Source organism: Streptomyces sp. NPDC048389 (genome assembly GCF_040706335.1).
In the GTDB taxonomy this organism is placed as follows: Bacteria; Actinomycetota; Actinomycetes; order Streptomycetales; family Streptomycetaceae; genus Streptomyces.
In genome coordinates, this window is record NZ_JBEZKP010000014.1 from 1 (window position 1) to 24,140 (window position 24,140).

The following is a 24,140-nucleotide window of genomic DNA, read 5'->3' on the forward strand; positions in this document are numbered from 1 at the left end:
CTTCAGTACCGGCCGGACACCCTCGACGGCTTCATAGCCGGAACCGGCCTGGCCCTCGACGATCCAGCGTCACCCTAACGAGCCGAAGTCAGTAAACGCCCTCTGACAGCGGCTGGAGAGCGGCTCCGGCAGCGTCGGCTCAAGCGTCTGGGGATTTGGGCCGGTTCTTGAGAGGTCGAGGATCGAATCTCTGGGCCGCAGTGCTGGACGCGCCCATCTACGGCGGGCCCCGCGCCCAGACCACCCTGGAACGCTGGCACCAGGTGCACGGCCTGCTCGAAAGGGTGTGGGCCTGCTCGAATGCGCCCGCCGCCTGCAACTCGCCCTGAACACCGTCAAACGCTATGCCCGAGCCGACCGGCCCGAGCGCATGCTCCGCGTCCCCAATACCGCGCGAGCCTCGTCGACCCCTACCGCGAGCACCTGCGCAGACGTCGGGCCGATGACCCCGCCGTCCCCGTCCAGCACCTCTTCGAGGAGATCAAGGCTCTCGGCTTCACCGGCTGCCTCAACCTCCTGCACAAGTACATCAATCAAGGCCGAGCGGACGCCGACCGCAGCCACATCTCCCCGCGCAGACTCGCCCGGATGTTGCTGACCAAGCCCGACAGCCTCAAGGCCGAGAATCACGAACTCCTGGACAAACTCGCCGGCGCCTGCACCGAGATGGCCCAACTAGCCTCAGGCATCCGCGACTTCGCCCCGCTTCTCTCACCTCACGCCGACAACGCCGACGCGCTGGGCCACCCGGATCCGTAACGCCGACCTGTCCCACCTGCATGCCTTCGCCCGAAGCCTGGAACGAGACCGCGAGGCCGTGGACGCAGCTCTCACGCTTCCGTACAGCAACGGCCCCACGGAGGGTGTCAACACCAAAACCAAGCGCATCGCGCGCCTGATGCATGGACGCGCAGGCTTCACCCTCCTTCGCCACCGCATCCTCCTCGGATAAACAACACGCTCCGTCACCACCGAATGCGAGACAGGGCCGTTCGCTACACAGCCCCCGCCGGACCCCACACCGGATGCCCCAGCCCCGCTCCCCTATGCTCGGCGTGTGGACCCCATTGGCCTCGCCGGCGTCGTGCTGCCCATCACAGCGGTGCTGTATGGGCTGTTCGGCCTGCGCCGCCGACGCCACCGGGCCGCGGCCGAGCGCTACGCCGCGCTCGATGTCGATCCCTACCACGCCGCCGCCAGCCGCCCATGGCCCGAGGACGACGCCCAGGCCGCCGCTGCCCGGCTGCTGCTCGACGGACTGATCACCGTCAACCATCGCGGCAACCTGAGCCTGACCGCGGCCGGCGCAGATCCCACGCGCACCGCAGGGCACCCGCTGCCGGATGCCCTGCTCACCGCGGTGCGCCGTCGCACCGCGCCCGCCCTTTGGGGCCGCATCGCGCTCTTCGACACCGCCTTCGGCGCCGCCCGGGAGGACTTCCACGCGGACTGCCGGACCCGACTGCCGTCCCCGTCGTGGGCCCCCTCGGACGGCCTGGTCGTCGCCGGAGTGTTGCTGCTCATGGGGGAGATGCTGTTCTCCTGGGCCGCGCTGGTGGACGCCCGCCCCCGGGGGCCGGCCCAGTGGGCGACGGCCGCCGCCACCGGCCTGGCGCTGCTCGCACAGATCGCCTGGCTCAGCCGGTACGGCCGGTCGCGCGACACGGCACGGCGCGACCCCCTTGCCGATCGGCTGGCCCGGACGGACCTGCACCCGGCGCTCGCCGAACTGGCCGCGCGGGACCCGGAGAGCGCGGCCCGGCTGCGGGCCGGCCGGAGGCGCACCCGCCACCAACGCAACCGGGGGCGCCGGGGCCGACCGTACCACCGCACCGCTCCCACCGGGCCGGAAGCCTGTGAACGACAGACCGCAGCAACCATTCCCGACCACGGACCCCAGCAACCGAACCCGCACCCGGCCCCCGTAACCCCCGGAACAGAGACCTGACAGCTGCCACGGTCCGGACCCGGCACAGCCGACTACACCGGGCCACCGGCCGGCACGACGAGTCCTGAGAGGGCGTTCATGCACGGAAGTCGTCCCGGCCGGCCTCGCCCGGCTGGGATCCCGACGATGCGGCTGAGATCGGGCGGCTCAGGCCAGGGAGCGTCACCTCGCGGCCACACACGGCTCCTGGGGCACCCTCGCGGCTGCGGACGTTCCCGCGGCCCGGGACGCGCTCAAGCACCACCACGAGCAGCCGCCCGGCAGCGCCGGCTGACCGCGAGTGACGCTGGCGGTGGGGGCGTGCTGTTCGACGGTCTCGGGTCGCGGGAGGGTGTGGATGGCCGTAGACCGGAACGTATGAGTGACACCGGTGAGCAGGTCTATCATCCCGGCGAGGTCGTGCCCGAGTCGGGGATCTACGAGTGCGACTGCGGGCAGAAGCACCAGTGCAGCACCGACGTGAAGGGGCACCGCTTCCCCCCGCTGCAGGACGGTTGCAGCGGCAGCGGCTGGACACTGAAAATCCCCGCCCACTGAGCCTGCGGGGCGAGCGCGGTGGTGCTGCGCCCGCCGATGGAGCCGATGCCGGCCCAGGCCCGCACCAGCCTGCCGCCGCCCAGCGCGCTCCCCGGCCACCTGCTCTTCCAGCCGAAATGGGACGGCTACGGGGTGCTGCTGTTCACTCCCTGCCCCAGGCCGGGCCCGGTGCTGATCCAGTCGCGGCGCGGGGCGCTGATCCAGGGCCGGTTCCCCGACCTGGTCCGGGCCGCCGCCGGTCTGCCCGACGGCCTGGTACTGGACGGCGAGTTGATCGTGTGGTCGGGGATCAGCTGTCGTTCGAGGCGCTGCAGCGACGTGCGGCCTCCAGCAGCATCCCGAGGGCGTGGTCGTCGACAACCTCCGACGGATCGAACCGGTAGGGGCTGAAGCGCCCGGCAAGCAGTGGGTGTATACCGCTGGGCGGCTCCTGAGGATGGTGCATGTTCCGCTGCAACCGGCCACCGCGAGAGCGTATTCCCGCCGGTGCGAGCACAGGCACCACCCACGCCGGACGATCTACCAAACGAAGATCAACGAGAGGGAAGCCCGCCGATTGATCACGACTCGATACGCGCCCTAGCGGGCCCCGTACACCGGCTGGGGGGTCTCGGCGCCGGCCAGCAGCTTGAGGGCCGCCTCGCCCGCCTCAACCGGGGTCCAGCGGGCGCCCTTGTCCGCGGTGGGACCCGGCCGCCAGCCCTCCATGACGGTGATCCTTCCGGCCTCCGTCTCGAAGACCCGACCCGTCACGCCGGCGCAGGCGCCGGAGCCCAGCCAGACGACGAGAGGGGACACGTTCTCCGGGGCCATGGCGTCGAACGCGCCGTCCTCGGGGGCGGCCATGGTGTCGGCGAAGGTCTGCTCGGTCATCCGGGTACGGGCGGCCGGGGCGATCGCGTTGACCTGGATGCCGTAGCGCGCCATCTCCGCCGAGGCGACGAGCGTCAGGCCGACGATCCCGGCCTTGGCCGCGGCGTAGTTGCCCTGGCCGACGCTGCCGAGCAGGCCGGCCCCGGAGCTGGTGTTGATCACACGGGCCTGGGGCGTACGGCCTGCCTTCGCCTCGGCTCGCCAGTGCGCGGCGGCGTGCCTGAGCGGCAGGAAGTGCCCTTTGAGGTGGACGCGCATGACGGCGTCCCAGTCGTCCTCTTCGAGATTGACGAGCATGCGGTCGCGCAGGAATCCGGCGTTGTTGACCAGGGTGTCGAGGCGGCCGAAGATGTCCACCGCGGTGGAGATGAGCGAGGCCGCGCCGTCGGCGGTGGTGATGTCCCCGCCATGGGAGACCGCCTCCCCGCCGAGCCTGCGGATCTCGTCGGCGACCTCCTCGGCGGGGCCGGAGGTGCGTCCCGTGCCGTCGAGGCCGACGCCGAGGTCGTTGACGACGACCTTCGCTCCCTCGGCCGCGAAAGCGAGGGCGTGCGCGCGGCCCAGCCCGCGACCGGCCCCGGTGACGACGACGACGCGTCCGGTGCAGATTTTCGTGGTCATGGCTGTTTCCTTTCGGTGAGCGGATGCCGGCCGGCGGCCGCCCGGGACGGCTGCCGAGGGCTCGACGACGGTTGCGGGCGCGGGCGCGCGCCGCTCCCCTGCCGGGCGGTCAGTCGTTGACGTTTGCGGCGTCGAGGAAGGCGGGGCGCTCCCCTCCGCCGTGGACGTGCAGGGCGGCACCGCTGATGTACGCGGCGCGGGCGGAGGCGAGGAAGACGCAGGCGTCGCCGATGTCGGCAGGGTCGGCGAGCCGGCCGAGCGGCACGGTCCGGCCGACGGCGGCGATGCCGTCCTCGTCTCCGTAGTGCAGGTGGGACAGTTCGGTACGGACCATGCCGAGGACGAGCGTGTTGACCCGTACCCGGGGCGCCCATTCCACGGCCATGGTGCGGGCGAGGTTCTCCAGGCCCGCCTTGGCGGCTCCGTACGCCGCGGTCCCCGGGGACGGGCGGGTTCCGCTGACGCTGCCGACCATCACGATCGATCCGCCTCGGCTCTGATGGCGCATCACCTCGTACGCGGCGAGTGAGGCGGTCAGCGGCGCGACGAGGTTCAGCTCGACGACCCGGGCGTGGCGTTCGGCCCCGCACTCGTCGAGCATCCGGAAGGGCGTCCCGCCGGCGTTGTTGACCAGGGTGTCGAGCCGCCCGTGGTCGCTCCGCACCCGTTGGAACAGTCCACCGACCGCTGCCGGGTCGCGGAGGTCGGCCGGAAGGAAGCGGGCCGTGCGCCCGGCCGCCTCGACGGGTTGCTCCGGAGCCCGTCGCGCGCAGATGACGACCTGTGCACCGGCTTCGAGCAGGGCGCGGGCGATCCCCGCGCCGATGCCTCTGGTTCCGCCGGTGACGACGGCGACGGAACCGGAGAGATCGGTGATCGCTGCCAACTGACACCTCCCGCAGCGGGGGATCCACTGCTACCTTCACCTAACAAACGTTTGGTGGAAAGGTAGCTGATCCGCTGATGGGTGTCTCCACCTCCGCCCCGCAAGAGGGCCTCGCCGTCGTCACCGTGGACTTCCCGCCGGTCAACGCCCTGCCCGTACAGGGGTGGTACGACCTGGCCGCCGCGGTACGCGCCGCCGGGGCCGACCCGAACGTGCGCTGCGTGGTGCTCACCGCCGCGGGCCGCGGTTTCAACGCCGGTGTGGACATCAAGGAAATACAGCGCACGACCGGGCACCACGCCCTGATCGGTGCCAACCGCGGCTGCTACGAGGCGTTCGCCGCGGTCTACGACTGCGAGGTGCCGGTCGTCGCCGCCGTCCACGGCTTCTGCCTGGGCGGAGGCATCGGCCTCGTCGGCAACGCCGACGCCATCGTCGCCGCCGACGACGCGACCTTCGGACTGCCCGAGCTGGACCGGGGGGCGCTCGGCGCGGCAACCCACCTCGCCCGACTGGTTCCCCAACATCTGATGCGGGCCCTGTACTACACCTCGCGCACCGCCACGGCCCGGGAGCTGCACCGGCACGGCTCGGTGTGGCGGGTCGTCCCCCGCGAGCACCTCCACGACGCCGCGCTGGAGCTGGCGCGGGAGATCGCCGCCAAGGACGGCTGTCTGATCCGCCTCGCCAAGGCCGCGATCAACGGTATCGACCCGGTGGACGTCCGCCGCAGCTACCGCTTCGAGCAGGGCTTCACCTTCGAGGCCGGCCTCAGCGGCGTCGCCGACAAGCACCGCGACGCGTTCGTGTCGTCCAAGGAGGAGCGGCGGTGAGCAACAAGACGATGACCGCCGCGGCGGTGGTCGACCGCCTCGAGAGCGGGATGACGATCGGCATCGGTGGCTGGGGCTCGCGGCGCAAGCCGATGGCGCTGGTACGCGCACTGCTGCGCTCGGACCTCACCGATCTGACGGTCGTCTCGTACGGCGGCCCCGATGTCGGCCTGCTCGCCGCCGCCGGGAGGATCCGCAAGCTGGTCGCGGCGTTCGCCACACTCGACTCCGTCCCCCTCGAGCCGAACTTCGGGGCGGCCCGGCAGCGCGCCGCGTTCGAGATGGTGGAGCTGGACGAGGCCATGGTCATGTGGGGCCTGACGGCCGCCGCCCAACGGCTGCCGTTCATGCCGGTCCGGGCCGGTCTGGGCTCGGACGTGATGAGCGTCAACCCGTCGCTGCGCACGGTCACTTCCCCGTACGAGGACGCCGAGGAGCTGGTCGCGGTCCCCGCCCTGCGCCTGGACGCCGCGCTCGTCCACCTCAACCGGGCCGACGCGCAGGGCAACGCCCAGTACCTGGGCCCGGACCCGTACTTCGACGACCTGTTCTGCGAGGCCGCCGACGCGGCGTACGTCTCGTGCGAGCGGATCGTGGAGACGGCCGACCTGCTGAAGGACTGCGGACCGCAGTCCCTGCTGGTCAAGCGCGCGTTCGTGAACGGCGTCGTCGAGGCACCGAACGGCGCGCACTTCACGTCCTGCGTCCCCGACCACGACCGCGACGAGGCGTTCCAGCGCGCCTACGCCCGGGCGGCTCGCGATCCGGATGCCTGGCGGGCCTTCGGGGAGCGGTTCCTGTCGGGCGACGAGGACGCCTACCAGGCCGCGGTGGCGGCGTTCCACGAGGAGGAGACATGAGCGGCGGTACGAGGGAGGCCACGGCGACGCGGGCCGAGTACTGCGTGGTGGCGTGCTCCGAGGCATGGCGTGGCGCGGGCGAGGTGCTGGCCAGTCCGATGGGCACCGTCCCCATGATCGGCGCCCGGCTGGCGAAGCTCACCTTCTCCCCCGACCTGTTGCTGACTGACGGCGAAGCGCTGCTCATCGGCGACGTGCCGGCGGTGGGCGCCAGTGCGCGGGTGGTGGAGGGCTGGCTGCCGTACCGGCAGCACCTTGCCCTGGTCGCCACCGGGCGGCGCCACGTGATGATGGGCGCGAGCCAGCTCGACCGGCACGGCAACCAGAACATCTCCTGCATCGGCGGGTGGGCCCGGCCCGAGCGGCAGTTGCTGGGCGTGCGCGGTGCCCCCGCCAACACCCTCAACAACCCCACGAGTTACTGGGTTCCCAAGCACTCGCCGCGGGTCTTCGTCGAACGGGTCGACATGGTGTCCGGGGTCGGCTACGACCGTGCCGCCGCGGCCGGGCCCTCCGCCACCCGCTACCACCACATCCCGGACGTCATCACCGACCTGGGCGTGTTCGACTTCCAGACCCCGGACGGGACGATGCGGCTGCGCTCGCTGCATCCCGGCGTCACGGTCGAGCAGGTCCTGGGCGCCACCGGCTTCGCTCTCACCGTCCCCGACGACGTCCCGCACACCCGCGTGCCCGAAATCGAGGAGCTGAGACTGATCCGGGAGGTCATCGACCCGAAGGCGCTGCGCGACCGCGAGGTGCCGGCCGTATGAGCGGAGGCACGATCAACACCGCGCTCACCGAGCTGGTCGGTGTCCGGCACCCCATCGTGCAGACCGGCATGGGCTGGGTGGCCGGCCCGCGCCTGGTCTCGGCGGCCGCCCGTGCCGGTGCGCTCGGGATACTCGCCTCCGCCACCATGACCACGGACCAGCTCCACTCGGCCGTGCGTGAGGTCAGGTCCCGTACGGACGCGCCGTTCGGGGTCAATCTGCGGGCGGACGCCGGGGACGCGGCCGAGCGTGTACGGATCATCGTCGACGAGGGCGTGAAGGTCGCCTCGTTCGCGCTCGCACCCTCCCGGGAGCTGGTCGCCCGCCTGAAGGACGCCGGGGTCGTCGTCATCCCGTCCATCGGTGCCAGGCGGCACGCGGAGAAGGTCGCCGCGTGGGGCGCCGACGCGGTGGTGGTGCAGGGGGGCGAGGGCGGGGGGCACACCGGCGACGTCGCCACCACCGTTCTGCTCTCCCAGGTCGTGGACGCCGTCGACATCCCGGTCATCGCGGCGGGCGGCTTCCACGACGGGCGCGGTCTGGTCGCCGCGCTCGCCTACGGCGCCGCCGGAATCGCCATGGGCACCCGCTTTCTTCTCACCTCCGACAGCACCGTCCCCGACGCGGTCAAGGCCGCATACCTGTCTGCGGCGGTCAAGGACGTCACCGTCACCACCAGGGTGGACGGTCTGCCTCACCGGATGCTCCGCACCGAGCTGGTCGACGCGCTGGAACGCTCGGGCCGGGCCGCCCAACTGCTCCGGGCGGTCCGCCACGCCGCCGCCCTCCGTCGCGAGAGCGGCATGAGCTGGGCCGGGATGGTCCGGGACGGGCTGGCGATGAAGCACGGCAAGGAACTGACCTGGAGCCAGGTACTGCTGGCCGCAAACACTCCGATGCTGCTGAAGGCCGCGATGGTCGAGGGCCGCACCGACCTCGGTGTGATGGCCGCCGGCCAGGTCGCGGGACTGATCGACGATCTGCCGTCCTGCGCCGAACTCGTCGACCGGGTGATGGCCGAGGCGCACGCCACCCTTCGCTCGCTGGCCCTCGCGGGCTGAAGGGCTGCGTTCCGCTCCACTGCGGGGAAGGTCCGCACGTGGTCGGCGTCGATCCCCTGCGTGCCGTTCACGTCTGCCGTGCGACGGGAAGGGCGCCTTCCGCCGTCGTCCTCGGCCGGTCTCCCCTCCCCTGTGTGCCGCGGCCTACGCCACGGTGCAGGCCGCCGCCCGCCGCCACGGCCTCGTCGATGGAGACGAGACCGGCGGGATGCACGGCCACCGAGCGCACGGGGACGCACGGCCGCCGTGCGCAGGGTGACGTACCGCCACCGCGCGCACGGAGACGTACGGCCACCGCGCGCATGGCGGTGTCCGTCCGGCTACAGCCGCTCGATGATCGTGACGTTCGCCTGGCCGCCGCCCTCGCACATCGTCTGGAGTCCGTAGCGGCCGCCCGTGCGCTCCAGTTCGTGCAGCAGGGTCGTCATCAGCTTGGTGCCGGTGGCACCGAGCGGGTGGCCCAGGGCGATGGCTCCGCCGTTGACGTTGACCCTCGAAGGGTCCGCCCCGGTCTCCTTCAGCCACGCCAGCACCACGGATGCGAACGCCTCGTTGATCTCGACCAGGTCGATGTCGTCGAGCGTCATCCCGGCCCTCTTCAGTGCGTACGCCGTGGCCGGGATCGGCGCGGACAGCATACGGATCGGGTCCTCGCCGCGCACCGAGAGGTGGTGGATGCGGGCACGCGGCGTCAGCCCGTGCTCCCGTACGGCACGCTCGCTCGCGAGCAGCATCGCGGAGGCACCGTCGGACACCTGCGAGGAGACTGCGGCGGTCAGCCGGCCGCCGTCGACCAGCGGTTTCAGGCCCGCCATCTTCTCCAGGGTGGTGTCGCGGCGCGGGCCCTCGTCGAGGGTGACATCGCCGTAGGCGACCAGCTCGCGGGCGAAACGGCCCTCGTCGGCGGCGCGGATCGCCCGCTGGTGCGAGCGCAGCGCGAACTCCTCCATCTCCCGGCGGGAGATGTCCCACTTCCGCGCGATCAGCTCGGCGCCGTGGAACTGGTCGACCGGCCGGCCGCCGTAGCGGGCCCGCCAGCCCTCCGAGCCGGCGTACGGGCCCTCTGTCAGGCCGAGCGGCTCGGCGGCCCGGCGGCTCGCGAAGGCGATCGGCACCTGCGACATGTTCTGGGTGCCGCCCGCGACCACGAGGTCGCCGGTGCCGGACAGCACCGCCTGCGCGGCGAAGTGCACGGCCTGCTGGGAGGAGCCGCACTGTCGGTCCACTGTCACACCGGGTACTTCCTCCGGCAGTCCGGCGGCCAGCCAGCAGGTGCGGGCTATGTCACCGGCCTGGGGGCCGACGGTGTCCAGGCAGCCGAAGACGACGTCCTCGACGGCCGCCGGGTCGGCGCCCGAGCGCGCCATCAGCTCCTTGAGCACGTGTGCCCCGAGGTCGGCCGGGTGGACGCCGGAGAGCGCGCCGTTCCGCCTCCCTGCGGGGGTACGGACCGCTTCCACGATGTATGCCTCAGCCATGGCCACTCCTTCTCCGATGTCAGTGTCACGCGCGCAGGGCGATCCCTTCCAGCGCCGACGGGTACTGGCGAGTGACCCCCTGCGAGCCGGGCCGCTCCTTCGGCCGGTACCAGGACGCGGCACCCCGTGCGGCGTCGCGCACGCAGCGGTGGGTGAGCCGGTGTCGGGGCCGGCGCGGAAGGCCCCGGCGGCCACTTGCCCGTCCGAGGCCCCGAGCCACGCCGTCTCGCCCCTCTGCTGTGAGCCGGCGAGATGGCCTGCCCGCGCGGCCGGGTCCGGACGTGTTCTGGCTCCTTCTGCGCGCGTCCCCGCCGCATCCGCGATCGCGCGGACGGTGGTGCGCGTCGTACCCGTGGCGTCGAACACCTCGGCCGCTGTGGCGACGAGTCCCGGCGCCGCTCGGGCGACGCCCTTGTCGCGGTCGTCCTGCTGCTGCTCACCGCACTGCCGTTCTCGCCTCACGCGTGCTGGCTGCTGACGGACAGGATCTCCCCGGTCAGGTACGAGGAGTAGCCACTGGCCAGAAACACGATGACATTGGCGACCTCCCACGGCTCGGCGTAGCGGCCGAACGCCTCGCGGGAGGTCAGCTCCTCCAACAGCGCGGGGGTGGTGACCTTCACCAGGTGCGGATGCATGGCGAGGCTGGGCGAGACGGCGTTGACGCGGACGCCGTACGCGGCGGCCTCCAGCGCGGCGCAGCGCGTGAGCGCCATGACACCGGCCTTGGCGGCGGCGTAGTGCGACTGGCCCTTCTGCGCCCGCCAGCCGATCACCGAGGCGTTGTTCACGATGACGCCTCCGCCGCCGGCGGCCTTCATGCGGCGCAGAGCGGCGCGGGTGCAGCGGAAGGTGCCGGTCAAGGTGACGTCGAGGACCTTGTCCCACTGCTCGTCGGGCATGTCGACGACATCGGCCGTCCCGCCGAGTCCGGCGTTGTTGACCACGATGTCGAGGTGTCCGTGCCGCTGCTCCGCCAGGTCGAAGAGTGCCGTGACCTGGGTCTCGTCGGTCACGTCGCAGGGCAGCGACGTCACGCGGTCCGCACCGAACTCGGCGGCGAGTTCCGCCTCTGACTGCTTCAGTCTGCGGGCGTGCGCGTCGGAGACGACGACGCTCGCCCCCTCCTCCAGGAGTCGCCTGCTGGTCGCGCCGCCGATCCCCGCACCCGCTGCGGCGGTGACGACGGCGGTACGGCCGGCGAGCAGGCGGTGGCCGGGCACGTACGGCGGCGGGACCGAGGTCATGGGCGAACCTCTCTGGGCAGGCCGAGTACGCGCTCGGCGATGATGTTGCGCTGGATCTCGTTCGATCCGGCGTAGATGGTGTCGGAGCGGGAGAAGAGGAACAGCCGCTGGAAGTCGTCGAGGTCGTAGGGCTCGCCGGACGCGAGCATTCCGTCGGCGCCGCAGACGTCCATGGCCAGCTCGCCCAGCTCCCGGTGCCAGGTGGCCCAGAAGATCTTGCCGATGGACGCCTCGGGGCCCGGTGCGCCGGCCGCGACGCCGTCGAGCATCCGCAGCGCGTTGCCCCGGATGATCTCGAGGCCGATCCACGCCTGGGAGATCCGGTCGCGGATCAGCGGGTCCCCGGCCGCGCCGTTGCGCTTGGCCAGCTCGATGACGGCCTCCAGCTCGCGCCGGAAGCCGACCTGCTGGCCGAGGGTGGACACACCACGCTCGAATCCGAGCGTGGCCATGGCGACCCTCCAGCCCTCGCCCGGCGCTCCGACGAGGTTCGCCGCCGGGGTGCGGGCGCCGTCGAAGAAGACCTCGTTGAACTCGCAGGTGCCGGTCAGCTGCGTGATCGGCCGCACTTCCACACCGGGCTGGTCCAGCGGCACCAGCAGACAGGACAGGCTCTGGTGGCGGGCGGCGCCTCCCCCTCGCTCGCCTGGAGGGACGCCCGGCCCGGTGCGGGCGACGACGAAACACCAGTCGGACTCGTGCGCGAGTGACGTCCAGGTCTTCTGGCCGGTGACCACCCACTCATCGCCGTCGAGTTCGGCCCGTGTCCGTACGCCTGCCAGGTCCGACCCGGCGTCCGGCTCGCTGTACCCCTGGCACCACAGCTCCCGGACCGCGATGATCCGCGGGAGGAAGCGCTCGCACTGTCCGGGTGTACCGAAGGCGATCAGGGTCGGGCCGAGCAGCTGCTCCCCGATGTGGTTGACGCGGGCGGGGGCGTTCGCGAGGGCGTACTCCTCGTGGAAGGCCACCTGCTGATCGATGGTGGCGCCGCGGCCGCCGTACTCCTTCGGCCAGCCGACGCACGTCCAGCACGCGGCGGCCATGTGCCGCTCCCAGGCGAGGCGTTCGGCGAACGCCTCGTGCTCCCGGCCCGGTCCGCCGCGACCGCGCAGGGTGGCGAACTCCCCCGTGAGGTTGGCTCGCAGCCAGCCGCGGGCCTCGGCGCGGAACTCCTCGACGCTGCTCATGGGCGGCTCCGGACGGCTCGGCGAACGGGCGACTCGGCTTCTCGACGGCGCAGGACCCGTACGTTAACCTACCAAACACTTGTTAGGGAAGGAGCGCGGATGCCCGCCGGCCACGCCGCAGCCGCCGGGCCGGTCCGATACGAGCGCCACGGCACCGTCGCCGTGGTCACCATGGACCGGCCCGACTACCGAAACGCCCAGAACTCCGCGATGACCTACGCCCTGGACCGCGCCCTCTACCGCGCGGCCGACGACAACGACGTGAAGGTCGTGGTCCTCGCCGGAGCGGGGAAGCACTTCTCGGCCGGCCACGACATCGGCACGCCGGAGCGCGACGCCCATCTGCCGTTCGACCGCAAGGCGGGCCTGTGGTGGGACCACTCGGACAAGCGGGGAGCGGAGAGCCGCTACGCCCGCGAGTCGGAGGTCTACCTGGGCATGTGCCGCCGCTGGCGCGAACTGCCCAAACCGGTGATCGCCTCCGTGCAGGGCGCCTGCATCGCGGGCGGGCTGATGCTGGCCTGGATCTGCGACCTGATCGTCGCCTCAGAGGACGCCTTCTTCGCCGACCCGGTGGTACGTATGGGCATCCCCGGCGTGGAGTACTTCGCCCACCCGTGGGTGATGCCGCCGCGCATCGCCAAGGAGTTCCTCTACACCGGTGACCGGATGAGCGCGCGGCGCGCGTACGAGGTCGGGATGGTCAACCGGGTCGTGCCCCGCGCCGAACTGTCCCAGCGGACGATGGAGTTGGCGGCCCGGATCGCCGACATGCCGCGCCTGGGACTGGCACTGACCAAGCGGGCCGTCAACCAGGCCGAGGACCTTCAGGGAATGCACGCCGGAATGGACTCGGTCTTCGGGCTGCACCACCTGGCGCACGCGCACAACGCCGAGACCGCGCAGGACCCGCTCGGCGGCATGGACGTCCGCGCCATGAAGGAGGACTCCGCCTGATGGACCTCGACTTCACCGCCGAGGAGGAGGCGTTCCGCGCCGAGGCCCGGACCTGGCTCGCCGACCGTGTCCCGGCCGCGCCCCTGCCCTCCCTGGAAACCGCAGAGGGCTTCGCAGCCCACCGTGAGTGGGAGCGCACACTCTCCGCGGACCGGTGGTCGGTGGTCTCCTGGCCCGAGGAGTACGGCGGGCGGGGCGCCTCGATCATCCAGTGGCTGATCTTCGAGGAGGAGTACTACGCCGCCGGCGCACCCGGCCGTGTCGGCCAGAACGGCATCAACCTCCTGGCCCCCACCCTCTTGGAGCACGGCACGGCCGGGCAACTGGCCCGGGTCCTCCCGCCGATGGCGAGCGGCGAAGTGATCTGGGCCCAGGCATGGTCCGAGCCGGAATCCGGCTCGGACCTCGCAAGCCTGCGCTCCACGGCCGTACGGACGGACGGCGGCTGGCTCTTGAGCGGGCAGAAGACCTGGTCGTCCCGGGCGGCCTTCGCCGACCGCGCGTTCGGCCTCTTCCGGAGTGACCGCGCCGACACCAACGCGGCCAAGCCCCACCGCGGCCTGACGTACCTCATGTTCCCGCTGGACGCGGACGGGGTGACCGTGCGGCCCGTCGGCCGGCTCGACGGCAAGCCCGCCTTCGCCGAACTCTTCCTCGACAACGTCTTCGTCCCCGACCAGGACGTGATCGGCGAGCCGGGACAAGGCTGGCGGATCGCGATGAGCACGGCGGGCAACGAGCGCGGGCTGACCCTGCGCAGCCCCGGACGGTTCACCGCGGCGGCCGACCGTCTGACGGTTCTGTGGCGCTCCGGCGCCGACCCCGGTGACACCGCTCTGCGCGACAGGGTCGCCGATGCGGTCATCGGCGCCCGCGCTTACCGGCTCTACACCTACGCGGTCGCCTCCCGGATCGCCGCCGGAGGGGCGATCGGCGCCGAGTCGAGCCTCAACAAGGTCTTCTGGTCCGAGCTGGACATCGCCCTGCACGAAACCGCACTGGACCTGCTGGGCCCGTACGGCGAACTGTCGGACACGGCCGCAGAGGCGCCCGCACACGGCAGCTGGGCCGAGGGGTACACCTTCTCCCTCGCCGGCCCTCTCTACGCCGGCACCAACGAGATCCAGCGCGACATCATCGCCGAGCGGCTGCTCGGCCTGCCGAAGGGGCGCCGGTGATGCGGTTCCTCCCGGACGACGAGCAGCAGGCGTTCGCCCGCTCCCTGGACGGCATGCTCGCGGTGGCCGGTACCCCTGCCGTCGTACGGGCCTGGGCTGCCGGGGACACCGCGCCCGGCCGCGGCGTGTGGGCGAAGCTGGCCGAGGCCGGCGTCTTCGCCCTCGCCGTACCGCAGCGGTACGACGGTGTCGGCCCGCTTCCCGTCGAACTCGTCGTCGCCTTCACGGAAATGGGCCGCCACGCGGTGCCGGGCCCGCTGGTGGAGACAGTGGCCGTGGCGGCATTCCTCGACCGCCTGGGAGACGACACGGCGGCCGCCGCGTGGCTGCCGGGCATCGCGTCCGGCAAGACGGCCGCCTCACTCTGCCTGCTCTCCGGCGACAGCCCCTACGCCTTGGACGCCCACGCCGCCGACGCGGTCTTCGTCGTGGAAGGCACCGCCGTACGCCTGGCAGGGGCGGCCGGGCCCGTCCAGTCGTCCGCCGACCCGGCGCGCCGGCTGGCCCGGCCGCTCGGCGGCACCGTCCTGGCCCGGGGGCCGGAGGTGGCCGCCGCAGCCGTGCACGCCGCCGACGTCGCGGCGCTGGTGACGGCGGCCCAGGCCCTCGGTCTGGGCCGCGCCCTGCTCGCCCGGACCGTCGAATACGCCCGGCGGCGCACCCAGTTCGGGGTGGCGATCGGCTCGTTCCAGGCGGTGAAGCACCGGCTGGCCGACACGTTGATCGCCCTGGAGTTCGCCCAGCCCCTGGTCCAGGCCGCGGGCGTGGCCCTGGCCGCGCAGGATCCGGCGTCCGGCCGCGACATCGCGGCGGCGAAGGTCACGGCGTGCGAGGCGGCCTGTGCCGCTGCCCGGACCGCCCTGCAGGTCCACGGCGCCCTCGGCTACACCGATGAGCTCGACCTCTCCCTGTGGATCCGCAAGGCCCGCGCGCTGCGCTCCGCCTGGGGCACACCGGCCGCCTGCCGCACCCGCGTGCTGGCATCACGGCGCCGCCCCTGCCGGCGAACCGGGCCCGGTGCAAAGGAAGCAGCCTGGTGACGGTGTCGCCGCTGATGGGCGGCCGCCTGCGCTCCGCCGCGGACGGCTTCTCGAGCACCGCGCTCGTGACGGTCGCTGTTCTCGGTGGGCCGGTGATCCGGCGGACGACCGACACCCGCCGCCACGACCCGGCGGACGACCGATACCCGCGGCCGCGATCCGGCGGACAGCCGATACCCGCGGCCGCGATCCGGCGGACGACCCGGCGGACGACTGCGCCCCCGGGAAGAAGGCCGGATGCTCGCGAGAGCACGGCAGCCCGGACGAACGGTACAGAAGGGAGCCGGAGCAGGTGAAACCGACGCAAGAACAGAAGGAACTGCGCTCCGCCGTGCGGGCATCGCTCGCACGGCACGAAGGCGCGGCGGCCTGGCTGCCGTTGACCGACCGGATCGGCGTCGCCGGACTCTCCGTCCCCGAGGAGTACGGCGGCGCGGGCTGTGGTGCGCGCGAAGTCCACGTCGTCATGGAGGAGTTGGGCCGGAGCCTGAGCCCCGTGCCCTATCTCGGCTCCGCGGTGCTCGCGGTGCAGGCCCTGCTCTCCTCCGGGGACGCGGGGGCATGCGCGCGACTGCTGCCGGAACTCGCCGAGGGCCGTACGGTGGGGGCCCTTGCGTGGGCCGAACGCGGTTCCTGGGACCCGGCGGCTATCCGGGCGGGCGCCGCCCGTGGCCCGGGTGGCACCTGGCGGCTCACCGGGGCCAAGGAGTTCGTGCTGCACGGAGCAGCGGCCGATGTGCTGCTCGTGGCGGCCCGAGCACCGGTCGGTGTCTCCCTGTTCCAGGTGCCCGTCGACGGCGCCGGCGTGCGCCGCGTCGCGGCGGTCACCATGGACCAGACCCGGGCGCAGGCCCGCATCGTGCTCGACGGGGCCGAGGGCCGCCTCATCGGCTCGGAGGGCGACGGGGACCGTGTTCTGCGGCGCGTACTGGACCTGGCCTGCACGGCGCTCGCCGCCGAGCAGGCCGGGGCGGCCGAGCGCTGCCTTGAGCTCACGGTTGCCTACGCCAAGGAGCGCATCCAGTTCGGCCGGCCGATCGGCTCCTTCCAGGCGCTCAAGCACCGGATGGCGGACGCATACGTGCGGGTGGAGGCGGCGCGGTCGGCCGCGCTCGGCGCGGCTTTCGCAGCCGCCGCCGGCTCACCGGAGTTGACGCGATGCGCGGCAGTCGCCAAATCCGCCTGCTCGGAGGCGTTTTCGGCGGTGGCGGGCGAAACCATCCAACTGCACGGCGGCATCGGCTTCACCTGGGAGCACGATGCCCAGCGCTACTTCAAACGCGCACACGGCTCGGCCCAGCTGTTCGGCTCACCGGCGTGGCACAGGAGCCGGCTCGGCGAGGACCTCGGGCTGACCGGACCGGATCCCGGCCGTTCATCAGCACCATCACGGCGGGCGTGATGGACCGTTCACCACGTTCCCGGGAAGGACGAGCTCATCGACGCCGAAACCCCGCCGGGAAACCGGCCGCGGCCGAGAGGAGAGCGCCATGTCCGCCACGTCGCATGTCGCCATGGCGCGTACCGGCACCACCGCGCGTACCGGCACCACCGCGCGTACCGGCACCACCGCGCGTACCGGCGCCACCGCGGGTTCCGGCGCCGAGGGCGCACGCGCCGTGGTGCAGGAGTCCCTTGCCGACCGGATCCGGTGGGGCGACAGATACAACCGCAGGCCCGGAGCCGTCAGTTGGTGTGGGCGATCTGGATGAGGTTGCCGCAGGTGTCGTCCAGGACCGCGGTGGTGACCGGGCCCATGTCCACCGGCTCCTGGGTGAACCGCACGCCCAGCCCACGCGGGCGGTCGAACTCCGCGTGCACATCGTCCACGGCGAAGGACGTCACGGGGATGCCGTCCTCGGCAAGTCCTGTCTTGTACGGCCTGACGGCCGGGTGATCGTCCGGTTCGAGCACCAGCTCCGTGCCGTCGGGGTTCTCGGGCGAGGTCACGGTCAGCCAGCGGTGCTCGCCGAGCGGGACCTCTGCCTTCTTCACGAAGCCCAGTACGTCCGTGTAGAAGCGTAGGGCCTTGTCCTGGTCGTCGACGTGAATGCTGGTCAGATGGATTCTCATGGGGTGCTCTCCGGCGTGTCCGGCCTGAGCCACCGGGTGACGATGCGCTCGAGCGGTTCCGTGTTCAGGTCGTGGAACTTGTAGCGGCCCTCGCGCCGCGTCCGCACCAGACCTGCGGATTCCAGTACGGCGAGATGCTGGCTGACCGCCTGCCGCGACAGCCCCAGACCGTGTTTGCTCAGCAGCCTGGCGCAGAGTTCGAACAGGGACTGCTCGTCCCGCTCGCAGAGCTCGTCGAGGATACGTCTGCGGGTGGGATCGGCCAGCGCCTTGAAGACATCATCAGCCACAACCACACGATAGGCAAGTAGCGACTTGCCTATCAAGTCGGGGCGCCGGCGCGCCCCCGCCGGGTCACGGACACCGCTACATGTTGATCATGTGACCGGCGAGCCCGTGGATCGCTTCCTTCACCGCCTCGCCGAGTGTCGGGTGCGCGTGCACGTTGCGGGCGACCTCGTGCACCGTCAGGTCCCACTGCTGCGCCAGCGTCAGCTCCGGCAGCAGTTCGGTGACCTCCGGACCGATGAGATGGGCCCCCAGCAGCTCTCCGTGCCGGCCGTCGCTGAGGATCTTCACGAAGCCGGTGGGATCACCGAGTCCGTGGGCCTTCCCGTTGGCGGTGAAGGGGAACTTCTGCACCTGTACGTCGAAACCGCGCTCACGCGCCTGCGCCTCGGTCCAGCCGAAGCTGGCGATCTGGGGCTGGCAGTAGGTGGCGCGGGGAATCATGGTGTAGTCGAGTTCCATCGTCTCCGCGTCCGCGATGGTCTCGGCGGCGACGACACCCATGGCCTCGGCCGCGTGCGCCAGCATGAGCCGTGCGGTGACGTCGCCGATCGCGAAGATGTGAGGAACGTTGGTCCGGCAGCGCGCATCGACGTCGACCGCTCCGCGGTCGGTCAGCCGTACACCGGTGGCCTCCAAACCGTAGCCGGTCACCCGCGGCTGGAAGCCGATGGCCTGCAGCACCTTGTCGGCTTCGAGGACCTGGCGCTGCCCGCCCGTCGTCACATGGACACTCACCTGCGGGCCCGAGTCGTTGATCGCCTCGACCCGCGTGGACGTCAGCACGTTGATGCCCAGTTTGCGGTAGCGGCGGGCCAGTTCGGCGGAGACGTCCTCGTCCTCCAGCGGAACGACCCGGTCCATGAACTCGACCAGAGTCACCTGCACGCCGTAGTTGTGCAGCACGTACGCGAACTCGACGCCGATGGCGCCCGCACCGGCGATGACGATGCTCTCCGGCAGCCGGTCGCTGAGGATCTGCTCCTCGTACGTCACGACCCGCTCGCTCAGGCTCGTGCCCGGCAGCAGCCGCGTGGTGGCTCCGGTGGCCAGGATGCAGTGGTCGAAATCGATGCTCTGCTCCGAGCCGTCGGAGGCCCGGACCCGCATGGTGTGGGCATCGGTGAAGACACCCGTTCCTTCGATCTCGGTGATGCCGTTCTTCTTCATGAGGTAGTGCACGCCACGGACGCGCCCGTCGGCCACCTTCCGGCTGCGCAGGAACGCTTCCCCGTAGTCGAAAGAGACCTGGCCCTCCACGCGGATCCCGAAGGTCTTCGCCTCATGGGTGAACAGATCGGCCAACTCGGCGTTGCGCAGCAGCGCCTTCGAGGGAATGCACCCCACATTGAGGCACACCCCGCCCCAGTACCGCTCCTCCACCACCGCGACGGACATGCCGAGTTGGGCGCAGCGGACCGCCGCCGTGTAGCCACCAGGTCCCGCCCCGAGAACCACCACATCGAAGTGTGCACTCATACCAACAGAGTAGAGGGGCCAGCCTCGCGAGCGGCGGAGGCTGAGCGACCCGGCCCGGTCGGAACGGGTCGTTCAGCTCTGCAGCCGAGGGCGTGCGGGCCCTGCGGTGGGCGTACCGCCAGGTCACGCGGTGGGGCAAGCGGTCCCGTCGAGCGTGAAGGCGGTCGGCGCGGAGTTGGCGCCGCCCTTGGTGGCGGTGAAGCCGAGGGTCACCGAACCGCCCGCGGCGATGACGGAGGTGTACGAGGCGGGGGTGACGCTCACCGCGCCGCCGTCCTGCGCCGGGGTTCCGCCCCACATGTTGGCGATGCTCTGGCCGTCGGCGAAGCGGAAGACCAGTGTCCAGTCGTTGATGGCGGCAGCGCCGGTGTTGCGCACGGCGATCTCGCCCTGGAAGCCGCCCGGCCAATCGTTGACGACGCGGTACCCGATGGAGCAGCCCGCGCCGGGGGTGCCGTCCTCGTCGGTGGTGACGCTCACCGTTGCCGAACGGACCGAGCGGTTCCCGGCCGCGTCGCGGGCGTAGACGGCGAAGGTGTACGCGGTGCCGGCGGTGAGGCCGGTCACCGTGGCCGTGGTGGAGGAGGACACGGCGACCTTGGTCTCCAAGCCGCCGCTGACGCTGACGACGTCGTATCCGGTGACGCCGACGTCGTCGGTGGCGGCGGGCCATGCCAGGGTGGCCGCGTCGGCGGTCACGGCGGAGGCGGTCGGGGCGCCCGGCGCGGTCGGCGCCCGGGTGTCGCCCGGATCGCCGCCGTAGACGGTGGCCTCACGGGAGGTCTCGGAGATTCCATTCGCACCGTGGAAGATGCGCTCGCCCCAGGAGCTGAGGCGGCTCGGATCGAAACCGATCGCCAGGTCCAGGACCGGGTCGGTGTTGCCACTCCAGGACCAGGCGAGGTAGCCGAGGCGGAGCTGCTCGGCGGCGGCCATCACGGTGTCCTCGTCCGGGTCGCCCCACTGGTCGGCGGGTCCGCCGAACTCACCGATGAGGATGGGCAGTCGGGCGTCGACGAACGCGGTCAGGTAGTCGGTGATCTCCTGGGCCGTGTCGAACACGCTGTACATGTGGATCGAGAAGATCAGATTCCCGGTGGGGTCGGCGTCGTACACGGTCCTGGCGTTGGCACGCATGACCCCTTGCCAGTCCTGACCCCAGTTCGGTGCGTCCACCATGATCGTGTGCTGGAAGCCTGCGTCGCGGAGCTTCTTGACCGCGGCGGTCGTGGGCTCGGTCCAGCCCGCCGGATCGGTGTTGCCCCAGGGCTCGTTGCCGATGTTGACGACGACGTAGTCCTCTTCGCCGGCGAGCACCTCGCGCAGACCGATCCAGTAGTCGGCCGCGTGGTCGAGCGTGCCGGCCGCAGGCTCTTCGCCGTAGCCGGTGGTGTCGTGCACCTCGAGTACGCAGATCAGCCGGTTGGCCTTGCAGTCCGCGACGACGGCCGCCACGTCCGCGGGGCTGTTCTCGGTCCAGCGGTGCCCGTCGGAGAGGACGACCCGTACGGTGTTGGCGCCCAGCGCCTTGATGTCGGCGAGTGATTGCGTTTCGCCCCGGTACCAGGTGTGGGCGTGGTTGACGCCGCGCATGACGAAGTCGTTGCCGTTGCCTTCGAGCAGTCGGCCGTCGCTGACGTGGAGTCCGGGGGCGGCATGGACATCGGACGGCTGCGCCTGCGCGGCGGTCGCGCCGAGGGGGCCGGGCAGGAACAGCCCGAGGACCACGGCGAGTCCGGCCAGCAGGGCGACAACGGAGGTGCTCGGTGCGGGGAGTCGTTCTGTGGTGCCTCGCGCGGTGCTTCTCGTCGTGGTTCTCGTTCCTCTCGTGCTTCTCGTTCCTGCCGTGCTTCTCGTTCCTCTCGTGCTTCTTGCTGGTCTCACTATGTCTCCAGGAGTGGGGGTGGGGAAACATGGACATCGGGCCTGGACATCGGGCTATGGGAGCGCTCCCATGAAGCCATGGCGTCAGGGGCACGTCAAGGCATCGCACACGTGGACAGACCCGATCACGGGCTCCGATCAACTGGGGAACCCGGCTTTGGGGCACGCGGGCGCGCGATGCCGCGTGGCATGGCCCGCTCGCCGCGGCGGCCGGCCCTCCTCGGACGTCCGGCCGCCGTGACCTGTCAGGCGCGGCTCGCGGTGCAGTTCGCGGGTGTGGGCCGGCCCGTCGGCCGGGCGAGGCCCACGAAGCGGATGCGGCCGGGTGCGTCCGGGACGAACTCCACCACGGACGCGCCCTTGTTGTAGGGGGTGCCGTAGCTGTCCAGGCAGATCCAGTGTCCGGCGTCGTCATGTCCGGCATCGTCATGTCCGGCCGCGGGGACCGAGCTCGGCAACGACCATCACGGCCGCCAGGGCCACGAGGCCCGCGACGGCCGCGTAGCCGTGGGCATCGGCAAGCGGGCCGCCGAGGACCGGTGCGAGCAGATAGCCCAGGATCCCGATCTGTGACCACAGGACCATCGCGGTGACGATCCGCTCGGCCGGTACCGCCTCGAGCAGCACGCCGATCGACCCGGTGTTTGCCATGCCGATACCGGCTCCCACCAGGACCAGCGCCCCGATCCACACCGGCACCGCCGAGCCGGCTCCGGCCGCGGTGAAACCGACGACCATCAGGACCGTGGACCCCAGCAGCGCCCTCCGAGGACGCAGCCGGGCGGCAAGAACAGCGACCGTGGCGACGACGACCGAGGTCGCCGCGTACAGCAGTGCGATCTGGGACTGGCCGAGCTTCGTGCCGAAGTGCAACGGGAGGACCCCCTCGACCATGCCGAGGCCCAGCACGGCGAAGGCGATGCCGGCGGCCGCCGCTCGGAAGTCGCGTGAGCGCAGCGCACTGCGGTCGGTGGTGAACGCCCCGGTGCGGGCGGGCAGTCGCAGCACCAGCAGCGGAATCACGGCGGCCGCGGTAAGCAGCAGGTAGGCGGCGAAGGGACCGCGGACCCCGTGGATCGCTCCCAGCAGTGGGCCGAGCAGGCCACCCACGGAGTAGGCGGCGAAGACCCGGCTCATGCACACGTATTCCCGACCAGGCCAGGCTGCGAGGGTGGCGAAGGTGATACCGAGCCACAGGCATCCGGAGCCCAGCCCCATGACGAGCCGGGCCAGGCAGAGGTCGACCAGGCCGGTACGGAAGACGAATCCGAGGCAGCCTGCGCAGATCAGCAGCAGTCCGGCCAGAATGACCTTTGCCGGAGTAGTGCGCTGAACCGCCGCACCGCCCACGGCAAACCCGGCGACCATCCCCAGCGGGAATGTGGCCACCAACATCCCCATCGCGGTCGCGCCGCCACCGGTCAGTGAGGCAAGCGTCGGCAGGACGGGCGCGATCAAGCTGTACCCGGCCGCGTCCAGCGCACCCAGCGCCAGCAGCAGGACGTATACCGCCCCGGACCGGGCCCCGGACAGCCGGCCCTCGGATGCGGGCCGCGAGCTCATCGGCCTCTGACCGGCAGCGTCACGATTCGCCCTCCTCATCGCTTCCGCACCCACCGACGCTCCGGACCGGCGGGGGCCCTCGCTCCCGGTCGCGAAGGCCGTCAACGCTCCACCGATGCTGTGGAGCCTCCGGCCGGCCGCCGATCACCGACCACCGACCACCGGGTGTCTGCTCATCATCATGTGGCGGGAAAGGCCATCGCACATCGCTTCGGCACGCCAGGCTCCCTTCCGTCGCCGTCGCACTGCTCCGGCGAGACCTCTTGAGGCCCGCCGCCAGGCTCGGCGCTCATCGGCAGCCTGAAGCGGATCGGCCACGTCATGTCACCAGGCCGGAACCCGGTCGCCGGGGCGGGTGGGGCGACAAGCTGCCCCGCCGCGATCGCGGCGAGTGAGAGTGCGAACCCCGCGTGCTGGATCGGCTCGTGGGTCAGACCGAGCACGAGGGCGCCGAGCACCGCGGTGACCGAGGTCGCCCCAGCCGGAGGCCGGTCCGCGGACGACTCGCCGTGGGCCTGGTCCCCGGCGTCGCCGCGGTCGACATCCCGAGCACTCTGCGTGACCTCCACCAGCAGTACCCGCACGCGCGCCTCGGCCCGCGTGGGCGCCGGTGAAGAGCTCGCCGGGCAGGTCAGGCAGGGAGCGATCGAAGTTGCCCTGCCTCCGCCTACGTGCCCCGGCCCACCGGTGTCGCCACCGTCGAGGTCACCGACGCGCCGGCCCGCGCCGAACACGTCGTCCGGAGCCTTCCGGAGCCGTGCGGACCGCACGCCGGCGGCGACCGTCACGGCCGACGTCCTGGGCATCCCGGCCACGCCCGGTGCGGAATGACACCGGTGGCCGGACCGGTCAGGAATCGAGAAGCGCCGCTCACTCGGCCGCACCTAGCATGATCGCCATGGACATCACCATTCACACGAGCTTCCTTCCGCATGACGACCCGGACGCGTCCCTGGCCTTCTATCGCGACATCCTCGGCTTCGAGGTCCGCAGCGACGTCGGACAGGGCAAGATGCGCTGGATCACGGTCGGCCCCGTCGGACAGCCCGGCACCTCCATCCTCCTGGCGCCGCCGGCGGCCGACCCGGGGATCACCGAGGACGAGCGCCGCACCATCATCGAGATGATGGCCAAGGGCACGTACGGCTGGATCCTGCTGGCCACCCGGGACCTCGACGGCACGTTCGAGAAGGTGCAGGCAGGCGACGCCGAGGTCGTCCAGGAACCGACCGAGCAGCCGTACGGCATCCGCGACTGCGCCTTCCGCGATCCCGCGGGCAACCTTGTCCGCATCCAGGAGCTTCGCTGAGCCGTAGCCGGTCATCGATCCGGCCGTGACGGCAGACGCCGCGGCAGCCTGCGGGAGCTGCG

At 71.7% G+C, this 24,140-nt stretch carries 28 protein-coding genes; 17 read left to right on the forward strand and 11 right to left on the reverse strand.

The window, feature by feature from the left end; all coding sequences use genetic code 11:
* The first annotated feature begins 200 nt into the window (after positions 1-200).
* The 6 genes from AB0903_RS13005 to AB0903_RS13030 all read left to right on the forward strand — a co-directional run bounded on the left by AB0903_RS13005 (position 201) and on the right by AB0903_RS13030 (position 2,875).
* A complete protein-coding gene (locus AB0903_RS13005) occupies positions 201-329 on the forward strand; it encodes a hypothetical protein (protein WP_366702007.1) in 129 nt (42 codons plus the stop codon).
* A gap of 259 nt (positions 330-588) precedes the next feature.
* Complete coding sequence (locus tag AB0903_RS13010) at positions 589-759, forward strand: hypothetical protein (protein WP_366702008.1); 171 nt, start codon at positions 589-591, stop codon at positions 757-759.
* Entirely contained in the window at positions 752-952 is a 201-nt protein-coding gene (locus AB0903_RS13015; RefSeq protein WP_366702223.1) for a transposase, read from the forward strand. Before AB0903_RS13010 ends, AB0903_RS13015 begins: the two co-directional genes overlap by 8 nt.
* 105 nt (positions 953-1,057) lie before the next feature.
* Positions 1,058-1,948 carry a hypothetical protein gene (locus AB0903_RS13020; protein ID WP_366702009.1) on the forward strand — a complete coding sequence of 297 codons (891 nt, stop codon included), beginning with the start codon at positions 1,058-1,060 and terminating at the stop codon, positions 1,946-1,948.
* A 357-nt stretch (positions 1,949-2,305) separates the two neighbouring features.
* Positions 2,306-2,485: a hypothetical protein gene (locus AB0903_RS13025; protein ID WP_366702011.1), complete on the forward strand. Its 180-nt coding sequence runs from the start codon at positions 2,306-2,308 to the stop codon at positions 2,483-2,485.
* 45 nt (positions 2,486-2,530) lie between these two features.
* Positions 2,531-2,875, forward strand: a complete 345-nt coding sequence (locus tag AB0903_RS13030) for a hypothetical protein (RefSeq protein ID WP_366702013.1) — start codon at positions 2,531-2,533, stop codon at positions 2,873-2,875.
* Between the two features lie 189 nt (positions 2,876-3,064).
* Here AB0903_RS13030 and AB0903_RS13035 read toward each other — a convergent pair whose 3' ends face one another.
* Together AB0903_RS13035 and AB0903_RS13040 are read right to left on the reverse strand one after the other, a co-directional pair.
* Complete coding sequence (locus AB0903_RS13035) at positions 3,065-3,979, reverse strand: SDR family oxidoreductase (protein ID WP_366702015.1); 915 nt, start codon at positions 3,977-3,979, stop codon at positions 3,065-3,067.
* A gap of 109 nt (positions 3,980-4,088) precedes the next feature.
* The gene (locus AB0903_RS13040) at positions 4,089-4,865 is read right to left on the reverse strand and encodes an SDR family oxidoreductase (protein ID WP_366702017.1); all 777 of its coding nucleotides are present in this window, start codon (positions 4,863-4,865) and stop codon (positions 4,089-4,091) included.
* A gap of 77 nt (positions 4,866-4,942) precedes the next feature.
* Between AB0903_RS13040 and AB0903_RS13045 the strand changes: the two genes are divergently transcribed.
* From AB0903_RS13045 to AB0903_RS13060, 4 genes are read left to right on the forward strand one after another with little or no spacing between them, the layout of a single operon-like run.
* Entirely contained in the window at positions 4,943-5,698 is a 756-nt protein-coding gene (locus AB0903_RS13045) for an enoyl-CoA hydratase family protein (RefSeq protein ID WP_366702019.1), read from the forward strand.
* The gene (locus AB0903_RS13050; RefSeq protein ID WP_366702021.1) at positions 5,695-6,558 is read left to right on the forward strand and encodes a CoA-transferase; all 864 of its coding nucleotides are present in this window, start codon (positions 5,695-5,697) and stop codon (positions 6,556-6,558) included. Before AB0903_RS13045 ends, AB0903_RS13050 begins: the two co-directional genes overlap by 4 nt.
* Positions 6,555-7,331: a CoA-transferase gene (locus AB0903_RS13055; RefSeq protein WP_366702023.1), complete on the forward strand. Its 777-nt coding sequence runs from the start codon at positions 6,555-6,557 to the stop codon at positions 7,329-7,331. The genes AB0903_RS13050 and AB0903_RS13055 overlap by 4 nt, the downstream gene beginning before the upstream one ends.
* Before the next feature lie 11 nt (positions 7,332-7,342).
* Complete coding sequence (locus AB0903_RS13060) at positions 7,343-8,392, forward strand: nitronate monooxygenase (protein WP_366702225.1); 1,050 nt, start codon at positions 7,343-7,345, stop codon at positions 8,390-8,392.
* A gap of 320 nt (positions 8,393-8,712) precedes the next feature.
* Here AB0903_RS13060 and AB0903_RS13065 read toward each other — a convergent pair whose 3' ends face one another.
* The 3 genes from AB0903_RS13065 to AB0903_RS13075 all read right to left on the reverse strand — a co-directional run bounded on the left by AB0903_RS13065 (position 8,713) and on the right by AB0903_RS13075 (position 12,307).
* Positions 8,713-9,870, reverse strand: a complete 1,158-nt coding sequence (locus AB0903_RS13065) for an acetyl-CoA C-acetyltransferase (protein WP_366702025.1) — start codon at positions 9,868-9,870, stop codon at positions 8,713-8,715.
* Positions 9,871-10,328: 458 nt separating this feature from the next.
* A complete protein-coding gene (locus tag AB0903_RS13070) occupies positions 10,329-11,117 on the reverse strand; it encodes an SDR family oxidoreductase (protein ID WP_366702027.1) in 789 nt (262 codons plus the stop codon).
* On the reverse strand, positions 11,114-12,307 hold the full coding sequence (locus AB0903_RS13075) for an acyl-CoA dehydrogenase family protein (RefSeq protein WP_366702029.1): 1,194 nt from the start codon (positions 12,305-12,307) through the stop codon (positions 11,114-11,116). The genes AB0903_RS13070 and AB0903_RS13075 overlap by 4 nt, the downstream gene beginning before the upstream one ends.
* A gap of 99 nt (positions 12,308-12,406) precedes the next feature.
* Between AB0903_RS13075 and AB0903_RS13080 the strand changes: the two genes are divergently transcribed.
* The 5 genes from AB0903_RS13080 (at position 12,407) to AB0903_RS13100 (ending at position 17,194) form a co-directional block, all read left to right on the forward strand.
* Positions 12,407-13,264 (forward strand): enoyl-CoA hydratase, encoded by an 858-nt coding sequence (locus tag AB0903_RS13080; RefSeq protein ID WP_366702031.1) that lies wholly within the window; start codon positions 12,407-12,409, stop codon positions 13,262-13,264.
* Complete coding sequence (locus AB0903_RS13085; RefSeq protein WP_366702033.1) at positions 13,264-14,442, forward strand: acyl-CoA dehydrogenase family protein; 1,179 nt, start codon at positions 13,264-13,266, stop codon at positions 14,440-14,442. Before AB0903_RS13080 ends, AB0903_RS13085 begins: the two co-directional genes overlap by 1 nt.
* Positions 14,442-15,482, forward strand: coding sequence for an acyl-CoA dehydrogenase family protein (locus AB0903_RS13090; RefSeq protein ID WP_366702035.1), 1,041 nt, complete (start codon positions 14,442-14,444; stop codon positions 15,480-15,482). Before AB0903_RS13085 ends, AB0903_RS13090 begins: the two co-directional genes overlap by 1 nt.
* 292 nt (positions 15,483-15,774) lie before the next feature.
* Positions 15,775-16,884 (forward strand): acyl-CoA dehydrogenase family protein, encoded by a 1,110-nt coding sequence (locus AB0903_RS13095; RefSeq protein WP_366702037.1) that lies wholly within the window; start codon positions 15,775-15,777, stop codon positions 16,882-16,884.
* Positions 16,885-16,972: 88 nt separating this feature from the next.
* A complete protein-coding gene (locus AB0903_RS13100) occupies positions 16,973-17,194 on the forward strand; it encodes a hypothetical protein (RefSeq protein ID WP_366702039.1) in 222 nt (73 codons plus the stop codon).
* On the opposite strand, the gene AB0903_RS13105 is transcribed toward AB0903_RS13100, so the two are convergent.
* The 6 genes from AB0903_RS13105 to AB0903_RS13130 all read right to left on the reverse strand — a co-directional run bounded on the left by AB0903_RS13105 (position 17,169) and on the right by AB0903_RS13130 (position 22,769).
* Positions 17,169-17,555: a VOC family protein gene (locus AB0903_RS13105; protein WP_366702041.1), complete on the reverse strand. Its 387-nt coding sequence runs from the start codon at positions 17,553-17,555 to the stop codon at positions 17,169-17,171. The genes AB0903_RS13100 and AB0903_RS13105 overlap by 26 nt on opposite strands.
* Positions 17,552-17,845 carry a metalloregulator ArsR/SmtB family transcription factor gene (locus AB0903_RS13110; RefSeq protein ID WP_366702043.1) on the reverse strand — a complete coding sequence of 98 codons (294 nt, stop codon included), beginning with the start codon at positions 17,843-17,845 and terminating at the stop codon, positions 17,552-17,554. Before AB0903_RS13110 ends, AB0903_RS13105 begins: the two co-directional genes overlap by 4 nt.
* Before the next feature lie 76 nt (positions 17,846-17,921).
* A complete protein-coding gene (gene lpdA, locus AB0903_RS13115; RefSeq protein ID WP_366702045.1) occupies positions 17,922-19,322 on the reverse strand; it encodes a dihydrolipoyl dehydrogenase in 1,401 nt (466 codons plus the stop codon).
* Between the two features lie 123 nt (positions 19,323-19,445).
* The gene (locus AB0903_RS13120) at positions 19,446-21,050 is read right to left on the reverse strand and encodes a cellulase family glycosylhydrolase (RefSeq protein WP_366702046.1); all 1,605 of its coding nucleotides are present in this window, start codon (positions 21,048-21,050) and stop codon (positions 19,446-19,448) included.
* A gap of 401 nt (positions 21,051-21,451) precedes the next feature.
* Complete coding sequence (locus AB0903_RS13125) at positions 21,452-21,664, reverse strand: hypothetical protein (RefSeq protein WP_366702048.1); 213 nt, start codon at positions 21,662-21,664, stop codon at positions 21,452-21,454.
* Entirely contained in the window at positions 21,633-22,769 is a 1,137-nt protein-coding gene (locus AB0903_RS13130) for an MFS transporter (protein WP_366702050.1), read from the reverse strand. Before AB0903_RS13130 ends, AB0903_RS13125 begins: the two co-directional genes overlap by 32 nt.
* A 425-nt stretch (positions 22,770-23,194) precedes the next feature.
* Here AB0903_RS13130 and AB0903_RS13135 point away from each other — a divergent pair, with 425 nt between their 5' ends.
* Both AB0903_RS13135 and AB0903_RS13140 read left to right on the forward strand, forming a co-directional pair.
* Positions 23,195-23,383, forward strand: coding sequence for a hypothetical protein (locus tag AB0903_RS13135; RefSeq protein WP_366702052.1), 189 nt, complete (start codon positions 23,195-23,197; stop codon positions 23,381-23,383).
* 284 nt (positions 23,384-23,667) lie between these two features.
* A complete protein-coding gene (locus tag AB0903_RS13140; RefSeq protein WP_366702054.1) occupies positions 23,668-24,078 on the forward strand; it encodes a VOC family protein in 411 nt (136 codons plus the stop codon).
* The last annotated feature ends 62 nt before the right edge of the window (positions 24,079-24,140 follow it).